15 protein-coding genes are annotated in these 17,037 nt (G+C 44.5%); 12 read left to right on the top strand and 3 right to left on the bottom strand.

What is annotated here, in order from left to right:
- The first annotated feature begins 10 nt into the window (after positions 1–10).
- From nuoI to PG901_RS08930, 7 genes are all read left to right on the top strand, one after another.
- Positions 11–559: an NADH-quinone oxidoreductase subunit NuoI gene (gene nuoI, locus PG901_RS08960; RefSeq protein WP_079691073.1), complete on the top strand. Its 549-nt coding sequence runs from the start codon at positions 11–13 to the stop codon at positions 557–559.
- Positions 556–1,326: an NADH-quinone oxidoreductase subunit J gene (nuoJ, locus tag PG901_RS08955; protein WP_271134274.1), complete on the top strand. Its 771-nt coding sequence runs from the start codon at positions 556–558 to the stop codon at positions 1,324–1,326. The genes nuoI and nuoJ overlap by 4 nt, the downstream gene beginning before the upstream one ends.
- A gap of 98 nt (positions 1,327–1,424) precedes the next feature.
- Positions 1,425–1,733, top strand: coding sequence for an NADH-quinone oxidoreductase subunit NuoK (gene nuoK / locus PG901_RS08950; protein ID WP_045445153.1), 309 nt, complete (start codon positions 1,425–1,427; stop codon positions 1,731–1,733).
- A gap of 4 nt (positions 1,734–1,737) precedes the next feature.
- Positions 1,738–3,612: an NADH-quinone oxidoreductase subunit L gene (gene nuoL, locus PG901_RS08945; protein ID WP_271134273.1), complete on the top strand. Its 1,875-nt coding sequence runs from the start codon at positions 1,738–1,740 to the stop codon at positions 3,610–3,612.
- 1 nt (position 3,613) lies between these two features.
- Positions 3,614–5,239, top strand: coding sequence for an NADH-quinone oxidoreductase subunit M (nuoM, locus tag PG901_RS08940; RefSeq protein WP_201620001.1), 1,626 nt, complete (start codon positions 3,614–3,616; stop codon positions 5,237–5,239).
- Between the two features lie 3 nt (positions 5,240–5,242).
- A complete protein-coding gene (locus PG901_RS08935) occupies positions 5,243–6,721 on the top strand; it encodes an NADH-quinone oxidoreductase subunit N (protein WP_201625253.1) in 1,479 nt (492 codons plus the stop codon).
- A 222-nt stretch (positions 6,722–6,943) separates the two neighbouring features.
- On the top strand, positions 6,944–7,801 hold the full coding sequence (locus PG901_RS08930) for a ferredoxin--NADP reductase (RefSeq protein WP_271134272.1): 858 nt from the start codon (positions 6,944–6,946) through the stop codon (positions 7,799–7,801).
- A gap of 137 nt (positions 7,802–7,938) precedes the next feature.
- On the opposite strand, the gene PG901_RS08925 is transcribed toward PG901_RS08930, so the two are convergent.
- Positions 7,939–8,718, bottom strand: a complete 780-nt coding sequence (locus tag PG901_RS08925) for a hypothetical protein (RefSeq protein WP_201620032.1) — start codon at positions 8,716–8,718, stop codon at positions 7,939–7,941.
- A 360-nt stretch (positions 8,719–9,078) separates the two neighbouring features.
- On the opposite strand from PG901_RS08925, the gene PG901_RS08920 reads away from it, so the two are divergent.
- Entirely contained in the window at positions 9,079–9,966 is an 888-nt protein-coding gene (locus PG901_RS08920; protein ID WP_271134271.1) for an energy transducer TonB, read from the top strand.
- Positions 9,967–10,111: 145 nt separating this feature from the next.
- Positions 10,112–10,987: a mechanosensitive ion channel family protein gene (locus tag PG901_RS08915; protein ID WP_271134270.1), complete on the top strand. Its 876-nt coding sequence runs from the start codon at positions 10,112–10,114 to the stop codon at positions 10,985–10,987.
- Between the two features lie 18 nt (positions 10,988–11,005).
- Here PG901_RS08915 and ybeY read toward each other — a convergent pair whose 3' ends face one another.
- Entirely contained in the window at positions 11,006–11,650 is a 645-nt protein-coding gene (ybeY, locus tag PG901_RS08910; protein WP_271134269.1) for an rRNA maturation RNase YbeY, read from the bottom strand.
- A gap of 130 nt (positions 11,651–11,780) precedes the next feature.
- Complete coding sequence (locus tag PG901_RS08905; RefSeq protein WP_271134293.1) at positions 11,781–12,869, bottom strand: PhoH family protein; 1,089 nt, start codon at positions 12,867–12,869, stop codon at positions 11,781–11,783.
- 748 nt (positions 12,870–13,617) lie between these two features.
- Between PG901_RS08905 and PG901_RS08900 the strand changes: the two genes are divergently transcribed.
- The 3 genes from PG901_RS08900 (at position 13,618) to PG901_RS08890 (ending at position 16,961) form a co-directional block, all read left to right on the top strand.
- Positions 13,618–14,865, top strand: a complete 1,248-nt coding sequence (locus PG901_RS08900) for a UbiH/UbiF/VisC/COQ6 family ubiquinone biosynthesis hydroxylase (protein WP_271134292.1) — start codon at positions 13,618–13,620, stop codon at positions 14,863–14,865.
- A 107-nt stretch (positions 14,866–14,972) separates the two neighbouring features.
- Positions 14,973–16,286, top strand: a complete 1,314-nt coding sequence (locus tag PG901_RS08895; protein WP_271134268.1) for an FAD-dependent monooxygenase — start codon at positions 14,973–14,975, stop codon at positions 16,284–16,286.
- 39 nt (positions 16,287–16,325) lie between these two features.
- A complete protein-coding gene (locus PG901_RS08890; RefSeq protein WP_271134267.1) occupies positions 16,326–16,961 on the top strand; it encodes an OmpA family protein in 636 nt (211 codons plus the stop codon).
- Positions 16,962–17,037: the final 76 nt, after the last annotated feature.

Raw genomic sequence — 17,037 nt, 5'->3', positions numbered from 1 at the left:
TAATAATCCCATGTTTACTACTATAAAAAAGACCGTCATTGGTATGTTTACCATTGTCCGCAGTATGTGGATGGTCAATAGTCATGCAATCAGGCCACGCGACACCATTCTTTATCCAGAAGTGCCGGTACCTGTACCGCCGCGCTTTCGGGGACGTATCATCTTGTCTCGTGACCCTGATGGTGATGAGCGCTGCGTCGCTTGTAACCTATGTGCTGTGGCATGTCCGGTCGGCTGTATCTCACTGCAAAAAGCAGAACGTGAAGATGGACGCTGGTATCCAGAGTTTTTCCGCATCAACTTTTCACGCTGTATCTTTTGTGGATTGTGTGAAGAGGCGTGTCCGACGACTGCGATTCAGATGACCCCAGACTTTGAGATGGGCGAATATGTCCGTCAAGACTTGGTTTATGAAAAAGAGCATTTGCTGATTTCAGGACCGGGTAAATATCCCGATTATAACTATTATCGCGTGACGGGTATGGCGGTAGCAGATAAACCAAAAGGCGCGGCACAAAACGAAGCTGCACCGATTGATCTAAGGAGCTTGCTACCATGATGAATATCTTAAATAGTCCTGAATTGGCAGGGTTTTATGCGCTGGCAGCGGTGGCAATTTTTGCCAGCTTGCGCGTGGTGACCCTCGCCAATCCAGTGCATGCTATTTTATCGATGATTGTGTCGTTATTGGCCATCTCAGGTATTTTCTTTGTATTAGGGGCACCTTTTGCGGGTGCGCTTGAAGTGGTCGTTTATGCTGGTGCCATTATGGTGCTGTTCGTTTTCGTTATTATGATGCTAAATCTCGGCATGAGTAATGATGAGCGCGAAGAGCGCTGGCTTGATGCCAAAACTTGGGCGGTACCGACGGGGCTAACGATTATTATCGCGGTTGTGCTGTATGCGATGATTGGTCTTAACCATAATGATGCGGCGATGATTGGCGGTACGACGATTTCAGCCAAAGCAGTAGGTACGGCGCTATTTACCAAATATATTATGCTGATAGAAGTAGCGGCATTGCTCTTATTAGCCGCTTTGGTTGCCGCCTATCATTTGGGTAAAGAGTCTATTGACGATGAGATTGTCGGTAATGCAAGTCAAGGTAATGCAAGCCGAGGTGCTGGTCAAGCAACCAATCCAAATGTTGCCAGTATTAAACACTACGATGATAACGGCATGCCCATAGATACTGATACGGTAAACGGGGCTGAACCATACGAATATAAAGATGTTGACCCGCATGACTATGTTGGCAAGAAAGTCGGCATGAAAGCAGGTACGCAGGTAGGTGTGAATAAAGTCACGCGCAAGGAGTCGGACTGATGGTACTAGCAGCGAGCGTGGCACAGGAGGTTGCGAATGTGCCGTTTGCCCACGAGGTAGCAGGCTTAGTGCAGCCGGTTGCTGAGGCGCAAAATGTACTGGGTATGATACCCATGAGCCATGGATTGATTTTGGCCGGTATTTTATTTGCGATAGGTCTGTGCGGTGTCATGGTAAGGCGTAATTTCTTATTTATGCTGATGAGCCTTGAGATCATGATGAATGCGACGGCTTTGGCATTTGTGGTCGCAGGTAGCCGCTGGGTTGATCCAGATGGACAGATTATGTTTATCTTTATTCTGACTTTAGCAGCGGCAGAGGCGGCCATTGGTTTGGCAATATTATTGCGGTTTTATCATCAGCGTGGGCATCTTGATGTCGATAGCGCCAATGAGATGAAAGGATGATGTCATGAGTTTATTACCATTAACCTTTATATTCCCGCTCGTTGGCTTTTTGATTCTAGCCTTTATGCGCGACAAGTTAAGCGAGCAGGTAGCAGCGATTGTCGGTGTCGGTAGCATGCTGCTATCAGCACTTTGCACGCTGATTGTCAGCTATACCTTTTTAACAAGCAACCCTGCCGGTACGGTGATCGAGATTTCATTATGGACTTGGTTCCAAGTCGGCGATTTTGCGCCAAGTTTTGGTCTAAGCTTTGATGGCTTAGCATTGACGATGACGGGTGTTATTACCGGTATCGGCTTTTTGATTCATCTTTTTGCCGCATGGTATATGAAAGGTGAAACAGGCTTTGCGCGCTTCTTTAGCTATATGAACTTATTCGTCGCCAGCATGTTATTGCTGGTATTGGCGGATAACTTATTCTTGCTCTATCTTGGCTGGGAAGGCGTCGGTATCTGTTCTTACTTGCTGATTGGTTTTTATTATCAAGACCGTGCCAATGGTCGGGCAGCGATTAAAGCCTTTACCGTCACCCGCGTTGGTGATGTGTTTTTAGCCTTTGGTTTGTTTTTATTGTTCCGCGAATTTGGCACCCTTAATATTCAAGAAATTATTACCCGTGCGCCGGAAATCTTTGATATTAATAACCCAACGATGATTTTGACCACCATGATGCTCGTTGGTGGGGCGATGGGTAAATCAGCACAGCTACCACTACATACGTGGCTTGCTGATGCGATGGCAGGTCCAACGCCTGTATCGGCTTTGATTCACGCAGCAACCATGGTTACTGCGGGTGTTTATCTGATTGCGCGTCTACATCCCTTATTTCTCCTCACACCGGGCGTCTTGTTGTACTGGGTTGGGGCAGTGGGTGCATTGACGTTAGTCGTTGCTGGGTTTTGTGCGCTGGTACAAACCGATATTAAACGTATCCTTGCTTATTCGACCATGAGCCAAATCGGCTATATGTTCTTAGCATTGGGCGTTGGCGCATGGCAAGGGGCTATCTTCCACTTGATGACGCATGCTTTCTTTAAAGCCTTGCTATTCCTATCATCAGGTGCGGTGATACTTGCGGTCCATCATGAGCAAAACATCTTTAAGATGGGCGGTTTACGTAAAAAGATACCGTTAGTATTTTGGTGCTATATCGTCGGTGGCGGAGCGCTTGCGGCGATACCTTGGGTTACCGTTGGTTTCTATTCTAAAGAAGCGATTCTGTGGGAAAGCTACGCAACCGGTCACCAAGTCTTATTCTATATGGGCGTATTCGGTGCGTTCTTAACCGCGCTTTATACCTTCCGTATGATTTGGATTATCTTTTTTGGTGAAGAAAAAACCCCTGCGCATAAGCTATCTGGTGTGTCATATTGGCTACCGCTGACAGTATTGCTGGTATTATCAACCGCCGTTGGTGCGTGGATTACGCCACCATTACAAGGCGTATTGCCAGAGAGCGTTGGGCATTTATTAGAAGTGGCTGGTCAAGCACATGACAAACATACGGCGGAATATATCGCCATGGGCGCCATGCTTGCTGGTTTGATACTCGCAGCATTCTTATATGTCGTCGATAAAGGTCGTCTGTTGACCCGCTTTAAGCGCACCTCTATAGGCGCAGCGTTATATCATTGGTGCTATCACGGTATGGGCTTTGATGCGCTATACGATATAGTTTTTGTAAAACCCTTTTTGTTCATCGGCCGCTTATTTAAAGCCGACCCTATCGATAAAACGTGGCTGTTATTACCTAAGCTGGCATCTGCTGGTAACAAGGTATTGTCTGCGACGCAAACAGGGTCACTTCGAGGTTACGCTGCAAGCTTTGGCTTGGGTGTGGCTGTGCTGTTGGTGCTGGTAATGATGACGGTGGTATAAGATGATTGAGTTACAACAAACGTGGATGCTACCAGCATTAATCGCAATTCCTTTTATTGCAGGGTTGCTATGTTGGTTGGTCGAACGCTTTAATAAACGTCTACCGCGCTGGATTGCTTTAATCGGTATGACGTTGACCTTTGCCTTGTCACTAGTGCTGTGGCAGTACGGCGATTATAGCGGTATGAGTCAGCAAGTGATTGCGCCAGATGCAAATGTGCCATGGGTCGCTGAATTCAGTGTGCCGTGGATACCAAGTTTTGGTATCAGCTTTCACTTAGCGTTAGATGGCTTATCGCTATTGATGGTTGGCTTAACAGGTCTGCTTGGTATTGCTGCCGTTGCCTGTTCGTGGAATGAGATTCAACGCCGTGTTGGTTTCTTCCATCTAAACTTGCTCTGGAGCTTGGGCGGCGTTATTGGTGTTTTCTTAGCCATTGATATGTTCTTATTCTTCTTCTTTTGGGAGATGATGCTGGTTCCAATCTACTTCTTGATTGCCATTTGGGGTCATGACGTCGTTGGTAAAACCAAAGAATACGCCGCAACTAAGTTCTTTATTTATACCCAAGCATCTGGTCTTATCATGCTGGTCGGTATTTTGATATTGGTCATTATCAGCTACGCCCAAAAAGGCGTAGTGAGCTTTAATTATAATGACTTGCTCGGTACGTCACTTGGCGGCTGGGAATATCCGATTATGCTGTGCTTCTTTATTGGCTTTGCCGTGAAGTTGCCGATTATTCCATTCCACGGCTGGTTGCCTGACGCGCATGCGCAAGCCCCAACCGCAGGTTCGGTGGATTTGGCCGGGGTTTTGATTAAAACTGCCGCTTATGGTTTGATTCGTTTCGTCTTACCATTATTTCCAGCAGCGTCACAAGATTTTGCCCCGATTGCCATGACTTTAGGTACCATTGGTATCTTCTATGGCGCGTGGTTAGCCTTTATGCAAACCGATATGAAGCGTTTACTTGCTTATACCAGTATCTCGCACATGGGCTTTGTGGTATTGGCAATTTATGCAGGAACTTTACTCAGCTTACAAGGTCTGATGATTCAGATGTTGGCTCATGGTTTAAGCTCAGCGGCACTGTTTATCATGGCAGGTCAGCTATATGAGCGCTTGCATACGCGTGATTTGACCTTGATGGGCGGTATGTGGGGTCAGTTCCGTTATTATGCACCGATACTGATGTTCTTCTGTGCTGCTTTGCTGGGTATTCCGGGCACAGGTAATTTCATTGGCGAGTTTATGATTTTATTTGGTGCCTTTGCCGATTATCCAGTGTTTGTGGTCTTGGCGACATTCAGCTTGGTATTGGCAGGTTTATACTCGCTTATCTTAATTCATAAAGCGCTATTCGGTACCAATAACATTCAAGAAGTGGCGTTACAAGAAACCAAGCTACACGGTTTACCAACGCGTCCGTTAAAAGATTTGGGCAAACGTGAGCTGTCTTTATTATTGATGCTAGCGGCGGGGTTGGTCTGGCTCGGACTGTATCCACAACCGTTCCTTGATACCTCAAGTCACGCGATGCAGTGGATTAATAACGCCTATATATACAGTCAAGTAACACAAGTAGATGCCTCGCAGCTGCTTGATGCAATGGAGGCACGTTAAGTCATGAACGATTTTACGATGAATGATTTGATGGGGCTGCTGCCTTATGCACCAATCATTGCGGTAGTCATTACAGTATTGGTGGTGATGGTTGCCATCACGATTAAACGCTCACATATGATGACCGGTACTATCTCGGTCGTCGGTCTGAATGTCGGTTTGTTTACCTTGCTTGGACAAATGGCAGGCATTATCGATAGTGGGCCTTTAGTACCAACGGCGGAGCAGTTATTTGTTATTGATAACTTCGCCCAGTTTAATATGGTGGTTATCTTTATCTGTGCATTGGCCTGCTTTACGCTGTCTTATGCCTATTTAGCTGACTTAAAAGATCATAAAGAAGAGCTGTATTTGCTGATGCTGCTATCGACCGTTGGCGCCTTGCTCATGGTCAGTGCTCAGCATTTAGCCTCATTCTTTATGAGCCTTGAGATGCTATCGATACCGCTATACGGCATGCTGGCATATACTTATATGCGTAAACGCTCGCTTGAGTCGGGGCTGAAGTACTTGGTGTTATCAGCGACGGCATCGGCAACCTTACTGATGGGTATGGCGTTTATTTATGCAGAAGTAGGTTCGCTTGCCTTTAAGCCTATCAGTATGACGTTGGTTGATTTATTTGAATCGCCGCTGTTGATTTTAGGGGCTGCAATGATGATGTTTGGTATTGCCTTTAAATTGTCGGCAGCACCGTTTCATATGTGGACGCCAGATGTTTATGAGGGCGCACCAGCACCTATCGCTACTTATTTAGCTTCGGTATCAAAAGTCGCTATGATGGCGCTGGCGGTTCGTTTCTTAATTGATACGTCGTTATTGGCACTGCCATCAGTACAGATGCTGCTTATGGTTATGGCAACCTTGTCGATCTTGGTAGGTAACTTACTAGCTGTCCGTCAGACTAGCCTTAAACGTCTACTTGGTTATTCGTCTATTGCCCATATGGGTTATGTGCTTATCGTGATCGTTAGCATTGGTTCTGCCGCTGATAGTATCTCAAGCATGTATATGGCGATTTATGCCTTTACCTCTATTGGTGCCTTTGGTGTCGTAACCTTGATGTCGAGCCCTTATCGCTTGGCTGGTGAAGCCGATGAGCTGACCCATTACCAAGGATTGTTCTGGCGCCGTCCAGTATTGACCGCTGTTATGACGATTATGATGTTGTCATTAGCAGGTATTCCATTGACCGCAGGCTTTATTACCAAGCTATTTGCGATTCTTGCCGCCGTACAAGGTACCAACTGGTTCTTGGCTGCGATGATTATCTTGGGTAGTGCCATTGGTCTGTTTTATTACTTGCGCGTCATGCTCACGCTATTTAAACGTCCAAAACAATTTATTGAATTTGACGTCTCGAAGCAGTGGGGTCTACGTACCGGTGGTATTATGGTCATCGCCGTCACCGCTATCATTGTGTTCTTCGGTGTGTTACCGAACAGTATGATTGAATGGGCAAGTTTGGCTCGTATATGGTAATGGCATTATAAATGTGAGTTAAGTATCAGTATTAATGTCAGGTAAGACGCCGCATTCTTATGGCGCTGCTTATCTGCTGTTACGGTTAGAAAACCAAGGTGCGCCAGCTTTATGATAAGCTTGGCGCATCTTTTAGTTTGACCCCTTTAAAAATTTATAAAAATAGCCATCTACACTAGAGTAGCCATAATTATTAATAAAAAAAGAAGGTAAGTCATTATTATGAGTGACAATATTCAAAAAGTAACGGTGCTCAGTAAAACCACGTGGACGCCCAACCTATTTAGCTTTACCGTCAGTCGTCCGGATAGTTTTAAATTTACCGCTGGGCAATTTGTGCGTTTGGGCGTTAATCCCAGTCAATTAAAATACTATAAGCAGTTGAGTGCAGTAGCTGATGCTGATGATGACGATGAAGAACTGGACGAAACACTAAACGAGGCGCTGAATGAAGATATTTTCCGCGCGTATTCGATTGTATCGTCACCCTTTGATGAGGTATTAGAATTCTTCTCTATTGTCATCCCTGATGGCGCTTTTACTTCGCAGCTGCAACACTTAGAGGTGGGCGATGAGCTGCTACTCAATACCATGCCATTTGGCTTTTTAACCTTGGCGCGTTATCAAAAACCACTACCAAAAGACTTATGGCTGCTGGCGACGGGTACAGGCTTAGCACCATTTTTATCGATGCTGCAAGATTTAAAAACATGGGAAGATTACGAGCATATCGTACTGGCTTATAGTGCGCGCTCAACAGAAGAATTGGCATATATCGACAAGATTGAAAGCTTACAAGAAGACTTTGGCTCCTTGGTTGATAATCCAGCCAAACTCATTTTTATACCTATCGTGACTCGTGAGCCGGTTGAAGGTGCTTTGACAGAACGTCTGCCAAAACTCTTATTAGATGGAACGCTGCAAGAGCGCGCCGGTATTGCCTTAGATGTCGATAGCACGCACGTCATGCTCTGCGGCAACCCTGACATGGTAGAAGATACCAAAGAGACGTTAAAGAGCTTAGGACTGGTGATGAATCGCCGCGGCGAAGGCAATATCGCGGTAGAAAACTACTGGTAATCATATGATTACTTTTAATCTAGTATAGAAGACGAGCTGCATTAAAAAAGCGCTGACCTTTAAAGACAATTATCTTTAAAGGTCAGCGCTTTTTTATGGACAGCGTTTAAATAGCGCTTAGGCGGCTTTTAGTATGTCTATGAAGAGGGTTCTAAACTTGGCTCCGTAGCATCCGCAATCGGATTGATAGGACCTTGCATCAGCTGCGGCTCATCTTTATCACTAATGATATCTTCATTCGCGCTACTGGCTAGTAGGTCACGATAATTAATTTGCGTTTTAAGCACCAATTGTTCTTCTTCAAGCTCGCCGTAATTGACTTGTACCTTATGTAAGGTGCTGATGATTTTCTTATTCTTTTTCAGCCAGCGATTGATATCAAGGTAGATGATTTCCTCTTTGGCACGGGCAATATTGATATAAGACAAAATGAAGCCTAACGGGTCTTTTTTCAGCACGCTATGATAAAACCAGATAAAAAGCTTGATACCTTGGCGCTTGATAAAGGATTCGCAGCGTAGATTAAGGACGTCGGTATAAGTCTGCTGACCAAACACAAGGCGCTGAACGTTGCGATCAAGCTGTACATGAACCAAGCTAAAATTACTCGCCACCTCCGCATAGATACCGCCAGCATCGACGGTACAATATAAGCGAAACCAGTCATCATGTATCTCAACGCGCAGCTCTAAAATGGCTTTGACATTGTCCGTGACAAACTTTTGTAGGGCATCATTGACGTAAGTTTGGGCAACCGGCAAGGATATCTCATCCTCAAGCTTATCGGTGGTTTTGTTATAAATGTTTTTAATCGCTTGGGTAAGACGCTCCCAGCCATCACTAAATGACTCGTCAAAACGGTAGCCAATATTTTCAAAGAATTCATCAAAACTGTCTGAATCATTCATATTGTCCATATTATCAAAGTTACTCAAACTTATTATCCTTATAATGATGGGGGTCGTCACGTAAGCGTGAAACTGCACCTGTGTTTATATTTCATATTATGCAGGCGTGAAATTCGTATTTGCTAATAGCTCACTTATAAAACAGTATATATGAAAAAGGTAGCGTGCAAAATGAACGTCTAGGTTTTGTCTGATTGAGCAGGCTTACTATATATAGATAAGCAAGTAGCAAGTTAAGAGCCGCAGTATACGGTTGTGCTAGCGACACAATTCTTTGTCATGTTATGATAGCGCCGGCATTGGTCGACAGGTGCTTATATTATCATGCTTCTTGCCGATAGCCCTTATATTCATTAGTTGAGAACAACTGTGGCCTCCATTAAAGACTCGCAAAGCTACCATTTTTCAGCGCAAGCACCTAAGCGTGATGTCGGCTTGCCGATGGCGATTGTGATTGCCGTCAGTGTCCACGCGCTGATTATTTTTGGGATTAGCTTCTCGATGGGGCAAGACCCTGCTGGCATGATGCAAGACGTTGCGAAAGCGCTGACCGATAATATGCAACCAAATGAAGATGCACAATTTATCGCCAATGCCTCACAAGAAGGCGGCGGTACCGTGCAGGAGCAATTGCGCCAAGAGACAGACCAGAGCAGTCCATTATCTGCTGAGCAAATGAGCGAAACGCAAGATGTGATTAGCTTACAACGCCAAGTCCGTCAGCAGCGCTATCAAGAAAGTTATCTGCGTACGACGCTAAGTTGGCGTGAAGCAAGCGTCGAGTCTGATAACGATAGCAAGCAAGAACAAGATGATATGAAGGCGCAAGAAGAGCGTCTGCGTAAGCAAATTGCTACTTTAGAGGCGCAGCTGTCTCAGCGGCAACAGCTGTATGCGACCAAATCAAAAGTCGTGACCGTCGATAGCAATTCGACAACGCGTGGTGCGGCAGCGGACTATATCAATACCTTTCGTGAGCACGTCGAGCGCGTCGGTAACTTGCAATATCCTGCCCAAGCGCGCGCCCAAGGTATCACGGGTGAAGTGCGCTTAATGGTCGTCATCGGTAATGATGGTAATATTAAAGCCATTCGTCTGCTTGAGAGTTCAAATTCGACGATATTAGATGAAGCCGCCAAACAATCGGTCAGACAAGCAGCGCCATTTGGTAAATTTACCGAAGACATGAATGATATCGTCGAGTTGCGTCTGATACGTACGTATCGCTATAGTGATAAAGTAGACATCACTTATTAAGCTCATTGAGAGCCTGAAATATTTTATCGGGCTTTAATTTAGCTTTAACTTCAATTTAGCGTTAAACAGCCATAAGCATCATGTTTATAACAAAGTATTTATAAAAATACATTTTCAAAAATTAGTAATAGAGTAAAGAGTCAGTATGGAATTTTTAGGTTTTACCCTTGATATAGCGACCTTAACAGAGAGTGCTTTGAGCATTGCGCTTAAAATTGCTTTTGCCTTAGTGATATTTATCGTCGGGCGTTGGTTGGCAAAAAAAGTCGTGACCATTAGCAATCGTATTATGTTACGTAGCCGTTTAGAGGCGACGGCGGCTAACTTTTTAAGCCGCTTATTATATGGTTTATTATTGGTTGTCGTGATTTTGGCAGCGCTGAGTAAAGTTGGCGTACAGACTACTTCAGTCGTCGCTATCTTAGGCGGTGCAGCGGTAGCGATTGGTTTGTCACTGAAAGATCAGCTATCGAATTTTGCCGCTGGTATCATGATTGTGACTTTTCGCCCGTTTGTCCGCGGCGACTATGTGCAGATTAGTAGTTATACCGGTACCGTGACCGAAATTACCTTGGTCAATACCCATTTGACGACCATTAATAATCACGACATCATCATTCCAAATAGCGATATTACTACCTCAGCGGTGATTAACTATACGGCGTTGCCCAACCGCCGCGTCGATATCACGGTCGGTATTGGTTATGATGCCGATATCAAAACCGCCAAAGATATTATGCTAAATTTGGCAAAAAATAATCCAATGGCGTTTACTGATCCTGCACCGGTGGTACGCGTGACCAACTTGGGCGACAATTCAGTCGATTTAACTTTAAATGTTTGGACCACCAATGATGATTGGTGGTCGATGCAATGCGATTTATTAGAACAATTCAAAAACGCCCTTGATGACAATGAAATTGATATTCCATTCCCGCAGCGCAGTGTGCATGTCAAAGGCTTAGATCAGATGATTAACCAGATGGATCAAGCACAAAAAACCATGTTAAAAAAGGGTTAAAAAAGGACTAAAGACAAGCTAGAGATAAGGATTTGGCAGCGCCAATCCTGCCAAAATATCAATCTCAAAGCTTTCCATCTCATCTTGCTCGGCTTGTCCGAGCTCATGGTCAAAGCCAAGCAAGTGCAGTACACCGTGTATTAATAAATGGCTGATATGCTGATTGACAGTCTTGTTTTGCTCAGCAGCTTCACGAACCAACACGCCATGGCAAATCACCAGCTCACCTAGCGGTAGCGTTGGCATCAAGCCAATGATTGCCGCTGGCAAGTCGCTTGGGTAGGATAGGATATTGGTGGCATAATCTTTGCCGCGCGCCTCTAAATTAAGCTCTTGCCCTTCCACTGTATCCGTAATATAGATATCCAGCGCTTTCGATTTTTCTTGCCATACTTCAGTATCGATATCGGCATAATAAGGCAGCGTCAGACCATTTTTAATACGCTCATCTATATTATCCAAAGTCGCCATCATGACCTTTAATAAGTTTTCGCGATTATAAAAGCTCTCAAGTATATCGTCATCAATACTATCGGCGGCGCTGATATCAAGTACAGCTAAGCTGTCGTCATTATCAAACGTGTTATTCAAACTGTCATTACAACTACTACTAAAATTATCATCAACATTATTGTCAGTATCATTCTGTTCAGCTTGGCTCATGCCATTATCCTTTTTTTATCAATATTAAAAATATTTAACAATAAATATCTAACAGTAAAAAACCGGATATCAAATCCGGTTTTCTTGCCATATTTTCTTAAGTTTTCTCATATAGCTATATTAAGATAATTTATAGCTTAGCGGCTGCATCGGTTATTGCTTGTTTGCGCTCTTGCTCTTTCATGCGCTCAAACTTACGTTTTTCTTGCAAGGCGAGTTGCTCTTCATCAAACACATCATAAGCTTCAACAATTTTTTGTACCAATTGATGGCGTACGACGTCTTTTGAGTCAAACTTGGTGATATGAATCTCTTCGATACCGCTTAGAATTTCCATCGCTTGCGCCAGACCAGACTTACTGCCGCGAGGTAAATCGACCTGCGTAATGTCACCAGTAATAACCGCACGTGAACCAAACCCTAAACGCGTCAAAAACATTTTCATCTGTTCAGGCGTGGTATTTTGTGCTTCATCTAGAATGACAAATGAGTTGTTCAAAGTACGACCACGCATATAAGCAAGCGGAGCGACCTCGATGATTTGCTTTTCAAGCATTTTGCCCACTTTATCAAAGCCAAGCATCTCATATAGCGCGTCATATAAAGGACGCAAATACGGATCGATTTTTTGCGTTAAATCACCCGGTAAAAAGCCTAATTTCTCGCCAGCTTCTACCGCAGGACGTACCAGTAAGATACGCTCAATCTCATTGCGCTCAAGCATATCGACAGCACAAGCGACGGCAAGATAAGTTTTGCCAGTACCGGCAGGTCCAATACCAAACGACACATCAGACGATAAAATATCTCTCACATAACGCTGCTGATTGCCACCGCGCGGAATGATTTTACCATTACGGGTGCGCAGGCTAACTGGCGTAAAGTCACTGGCAGCATCCAAGTTGTCTGCATCTTCCTCGTCATCTAATTCTTCATCGGCTGCTATATCTTCATCGCGTGAGATACTCGATTGGATGATTAAGTGCAGCTCTTCTGCGCTGATATCTTTGGTATTTTGCGCTTCATCGACCAGCTTATAAATAATACGTTCGCCGCGCTCAACACCCAATATATCGCCGCTCAGGCAAAAGTCGCCTTGGCGTTGGCTGATTTTAATATCGAGGCGTTCTTGGATATATTTCATGTGGTTATTATATTCGCCGAGCACGGTTTTGAGCTGTGCTGGGGTCAACGATTCGAACTTTATACGGCGGCTCATGGAATCAGTCAAGCGATTATCCTTGTGTTTGGTTGCCCGCTGCTATGGCTAATCTTCTATGGTTTAGTTAATGACTTGCGATAGAGTAACGGGCTTCAGAGATAAAATAATTAATTGTGTTTCATTGCTTTTAAATAGTTTTTATAACGTTTGTTGCTTTTATGACGGTTGCTTAGCTGAGAGAAATTAAAATGACGGTAAATGGCTGAGAAAAATGGTTATTCGTAAAATGACTGGTAATAAGTCACTATCCTGCCTTCATTATGGTAGATAGATTTTAAAATTCAAGCGATATAAGGGAGGTAGCACTTTGTTTTTGTATGGCGATTGCAACCACTGACTGCGTTTTTGCTGTTTTTAATGTTGAGCCATTTTAAAAGCCAGTGTTTTGTAGGTTTGAGCTTTCTAAGATACAAGCCGTTTTTAGATAATAGGTGAGTATTAAAATTTTTGCACACTCGCTGAGGATACTGTCAAGAGCACGGCATGCGCGGTAATTTGTGGTAATCTATTGCTTAGATAAGACAGCTATAAAAGCCAAGCTGAAAAGCGGCAGACAACGATAAATCTTCTAAAAAAATAACATTTTTGAGTGCGTATTCATCACGTCTAAACGCGTGTTAAAAGGATCATATTAGGAATAATAACCATGCAAAATACTGAAGCAAGTTTGTCAAAAACTAATCATGTTAAATCTAGCCATGTTAAATCTAGCCATGTTAAATCTAGTCATGTTCATAAAGCTGCTATGACTGAGCAGCAAGTGCTTATCGCGGGCGGCGGGCATGTCGGTTTGTCGTTTGCATTGTTACTTGCTCATCATGGTATCGCTAGCACCTTGCTGGAAAAAAACAGCTATCCAACCATCAGTCCTAATGATGATGCTAAGCGTAGCCATTATTTGGACAGCCGTAATACCGCGCTGTCACGGCGTACGGTACAGATTTATCAAGAGATTGGGCTATGGGCTGAGCTACAAAGCCATGCTTGCCGCATTGACGCGGTTCAGATTAGTGAGCAAGGCAGCTTTGGACGCGCACAATTAAATAAAGCTGAGGAGCAGGTCGAGTCATTCGGCCAAGTGATGGAAAATGCGTGGCTTGGACGTAAGCTGTTATTGGCTGCCCAGCAGGAGCCGCTGATTACTTTAATTGATAATGCCAATGTGATAGCCGTTAGCCAACAAAGCGATGGCGTGACGTTAAGCTTTAGCTATTACGGTGAAGAAGAGCATGAGCAGCAATTGCAGGCCAGCGTTTTAGTTGCTTGTGATGGTCGTGATTCTACCGTGCGTCAGCTATTAGGTATTGGCACTACGACTTATGATTATAAGCAAACCGCTATCGTTGGGGTGGTAGAAACAGACGAGCCACATGAACATATTGCCATTGAGCGTTTTAGTCCGGCAGGGCCGCTTGCGGTGTTGCCATTGACTGATCCAGAAGGCGACGGCAATGATGAGTACCAAAAAGGTTATAGACGCTCGGTAGTTTGGGTTTGTCCAACTGGCGAAGAGACGCAATATTTAGAAGATGATGCGCATTTCTTGGCAACCTTGCAGCAAGCCTTTGGCGCGCGCGCTGGCACGTTTAAAAAAGCCGGTCGCCGCGGTGCTTATCCACTGACGCGGGTACTGGCCGATAAACAAGTCGATGGTCGCTGCGTCATCATGGGTAATGCAGCTCACACCTTACATCCAGTCGCTGGACAAGGGTTTAACCTCTGTATGCGCGATGCCCATGTGCTGGCACAAATGATGAGTCGGCAGGTGCTAAAAGGTGAGGATATCGGCAATCCGACTTTGCTCAAGCGCTATGAAAAAGCCCGTCAAACCGATCAAAAACGCGTCATTCGCTTTTGTGATGCCGTCGTACATGGTTTTACGCATCCAAACCCAGCGGTGAAGCTAGCACGTAACGTGGCTTTGGTTGCCTTTGATAAACTGCCGAACATTAAGCCATTGATTGCCAACTATGCGATGGGCTTGAAGTCGTAGTTCGACATACGGGTAAATTATTAAGCAAATAAAATCCATAATTTCAGCTGCTGCTAAACCACATAAATATGAGCGGATAGCATGAATAACGCGACAAAGGACGTTTTATGAAAAATAACCATACGCTCATTATCGGCGGCGGTATCGTCGGTGCAACCCTTGCGCTAAAGCTGGCACAAGCTGAAATACCAGTGACGCTCATTGATGCGCGTCCTGAACGTAGCGAGGCAGATTGGCAGCAGGCGCTTGGCAAGCGGGATGCGCGCGTTTATGCATTAAGTCTTGCCAGTATCAACTTACTCAAAGACGTGGGCGCTTGGCAAAAGATAGCGGCATCAGAGCGCAAAGCCGATTACTCACAAATGCAGGTTTGGCAGCTAAACGGTCGTGGCGAGTTACTGTTTGGTGATAGTGGCGATAGTGGCGATAGTGGCGATAACAGTAATAGCAGTAATGACGGCAATAACAGCAATCAAAACTCTGAGCCAAAAATGCTCGGTAGTATGGTTGAGCCCGCAGTTATCGAATATGCATTATGGCAGCGTTTATCTGCCGCTGATGTCAGCCAGTATTTAACTGTTATCGATGGGCAAAAGGTTGTCGATATGGACTGGCTTGGTAGCACACAAGGTTACCGTGTGACGCTAGATGATGGCAGTGTGATTGACGCACGTTTATTGGTTGGTGCTGACGGTCGCGGCTCGTTTGTGCGTAAGCAGGCGGCAATTGAGCTAGATGTGCTTGATTATAAGCAGACCGCGATTTGCTGCGCCATTCAAACTGACAAGCCGCACCGAGCAACCGCCCGTCAAGCCATGCTACCAACTGGTACATTGGCATTATTACCACTTGCTGATATTACTGATGAAGATAAAGCCAATCCACAACACTGGCAGTCGATTGTATGGACACTGCCAAGCAACCAAGCATTGGCATTGTTGGAAGAAACGCCGCGCTATATCGCTAATAAATTGGCGGCTGCCAGTAATTATGAGCTGGGTGCTATCCGCGAGATTGAATCAATTGCCAGCTTTCCATTAGCAGCACAGCAAGCAAAAAGCTACGTCGCGGATAACTTAGTATTAATCGGTGATGCGGCACATGGTGTGCATCCGCTGGCAGGTCAGGGATTGAACTTGGGCATGCTCGATGTCAAGGCATTAAGTGAACAACTCACCCATGACTATGCGCGTAGCGGAAATAAGCTCTGGGGCACGAACCAAACCTTGCGTAGCTATGAGCGTCTGCGTCGTCCGCATAATAGTTTAATGATGCACAGTTTTTCGGCGCTTAATTGGCTGTTTGCAGGCTCGCTTGCGCAGATGCGTCCTATCCAACAACTTCGTAATGAAGGTATGTATCGCGTGAGCAAAATTAAACCGTTAATGCGCCTGTTTGCCAAGCAGGCAAGTGGGGTTTAGGGTTTAAACTGAACGCTTTATATGAACTAAGGATGGCGTATGAAAAATAATTCATGGATGACGATAGGAGTGGTAATAGCTAGTTTTACTTTAACTTCCTGCCAATTCGTACCAACAAAAGGTTTAATCCACAAGGAGTCATATAACACACCTAAAGTCATGATAGAGCCACATGCAGATACAGACAGTGATGGCGTCCCTGACATCATAGATAATTGCCCGAACACCCCTAAGGATGTGGTGATGGATGAGTATGGTTGTCCTCTCACCACTATTGGAACTGGTTTACAAATGGAGTATCGTGCCTTTTTTGCTAAAGGTAGCAGTGAACTAACATCTAAATATCAGGTTGAGCTGGATAAAGTAGCCGCAAGAATGAAAGAGTATGATACCGCTATTTTTAAAATTGAAGCGCACATTTCAGAGGATGAAATTAATAAAGACTTAAGCTCATTACCTAAAAACAGAGCACTGATAATCAAAAACTACCTTTTATTAAAGCATAGTATAGAATCTAGTCGATTGATGACTTTAAATTGTGACGCTAGAGCGCCCATTGCACCTAATGATACTGAGGAGGGTAGAGCTTTTAATCGTCGGGTTTATGGTTTATTAACTGAGCCTGATAGTGACTATCCTATCAATTTAAAAGACGGCATCTGCGTTGAATTTTAAAGAGAGTTTTTATTGATAAATAGCTGTCATCTCAACATAAACAAAAAATTGTTTTTGAAGGTATTCAGAGGAGGTA

Source organism: Psychrobacter sp. ANT_H3, assembly GCF_027919975.1.
Lineage (GTDB): Bacteria > Pseudomonadota > Gammaproteobacteria > Pseudomonadales > Moraxellaceae > Psychrobacter > Psychrobacter maritimus.
This window is presented reverse-complemented; position numbering and strand designations above follow the sequence as displayed.

Bases quoted from the DNA above. Each gene is read 5' to 3' on its own strand.
- nuoI (WP_079691073.1), top strand. From the start codon at position 11: ATGTTTACTACTATAAAAAAGACCGTCATTGGTATGTTTACCATTGTC.
- nuoJ (WP_271134274.1), top strand. From the start codon at position 556: ATGATGAATATCTTAAATAGTCCTGAATTGGCAGGGTTTTATGCGCTG.
- nuoL (WP_271134273.1), top strand. From the start codon at position 1,738: ATGAGTTTATTACCATTAACCTTTATATTCCCGCTCGTTGGCTTTTTG.
- nuoM (WP_201620001.1), top strand. From the start codon at position 3,614: ATGATTGAGTTACAACAAACGTGGATGCTACCAGCATTAATCGCAATT.
- PG901_RS08935 (WP_201625253.1), top strand. From the start codon at position 5,243: ATGAACGATTTTACGATGAATGATTTGATGGGGCTGCTGCCTTATGCA.
- PG901_RS08930 (WP_271134272.1), top strand. From the start codon at position 6,944: ATGAGTGACAATATTCAAAAAGTAACGGTGCTCAGTAAAACCACGTGG.
- PG901_RS08925 (WP_201620032.1), bottom strand. From the start codon at position 8,718: ATGGACAATATGAATGATTCAGACAGTTTTGATGAATTCTTTGAAAAT.
- PG901_RS08915 (WP_271134270.1), top strand. From the start codon at position 10,112: ATGGAATTTTTAGGTTTTACCCTTGATATAGCGACCTTAACAGAGAGT.
- ybeY (WP_271134269.1), bottom strand. From the start codon at position 11,650: ATGAGCCAAGCTGAACAGAATGATACTGACAATAATGTTGATGATAAT.
- PG901_RS08905 (WP_271134293.1), bottom strand. From the start codon at position 12,869: ATGAGCCGCCGTATAAAGTTCGAATCGTTGACCCCAGCACAGCTCAAA.
- PG901_RS08900 (WP_271134292.1), top strand. From the start codon at position 13,618: ATGACTGAGCAGCAAGTGCTTATCGCGGGCGGCGGGCATGTCGGTTTG.
- PG901_RS08895 (WP_271134268.1), top strand. From the start codon at position 14,973: ATGAAAAATAACCATACGCTCATTATCGGCGGCGGTATCGTCGGTGCA.
- PG901_RS08890 (WP_271134267.1), top strand. From the start codon at position 16,326: ATGAAAAATAATTCATGGATGACGATAGGAGTGGTAATAGCTAGTTTT.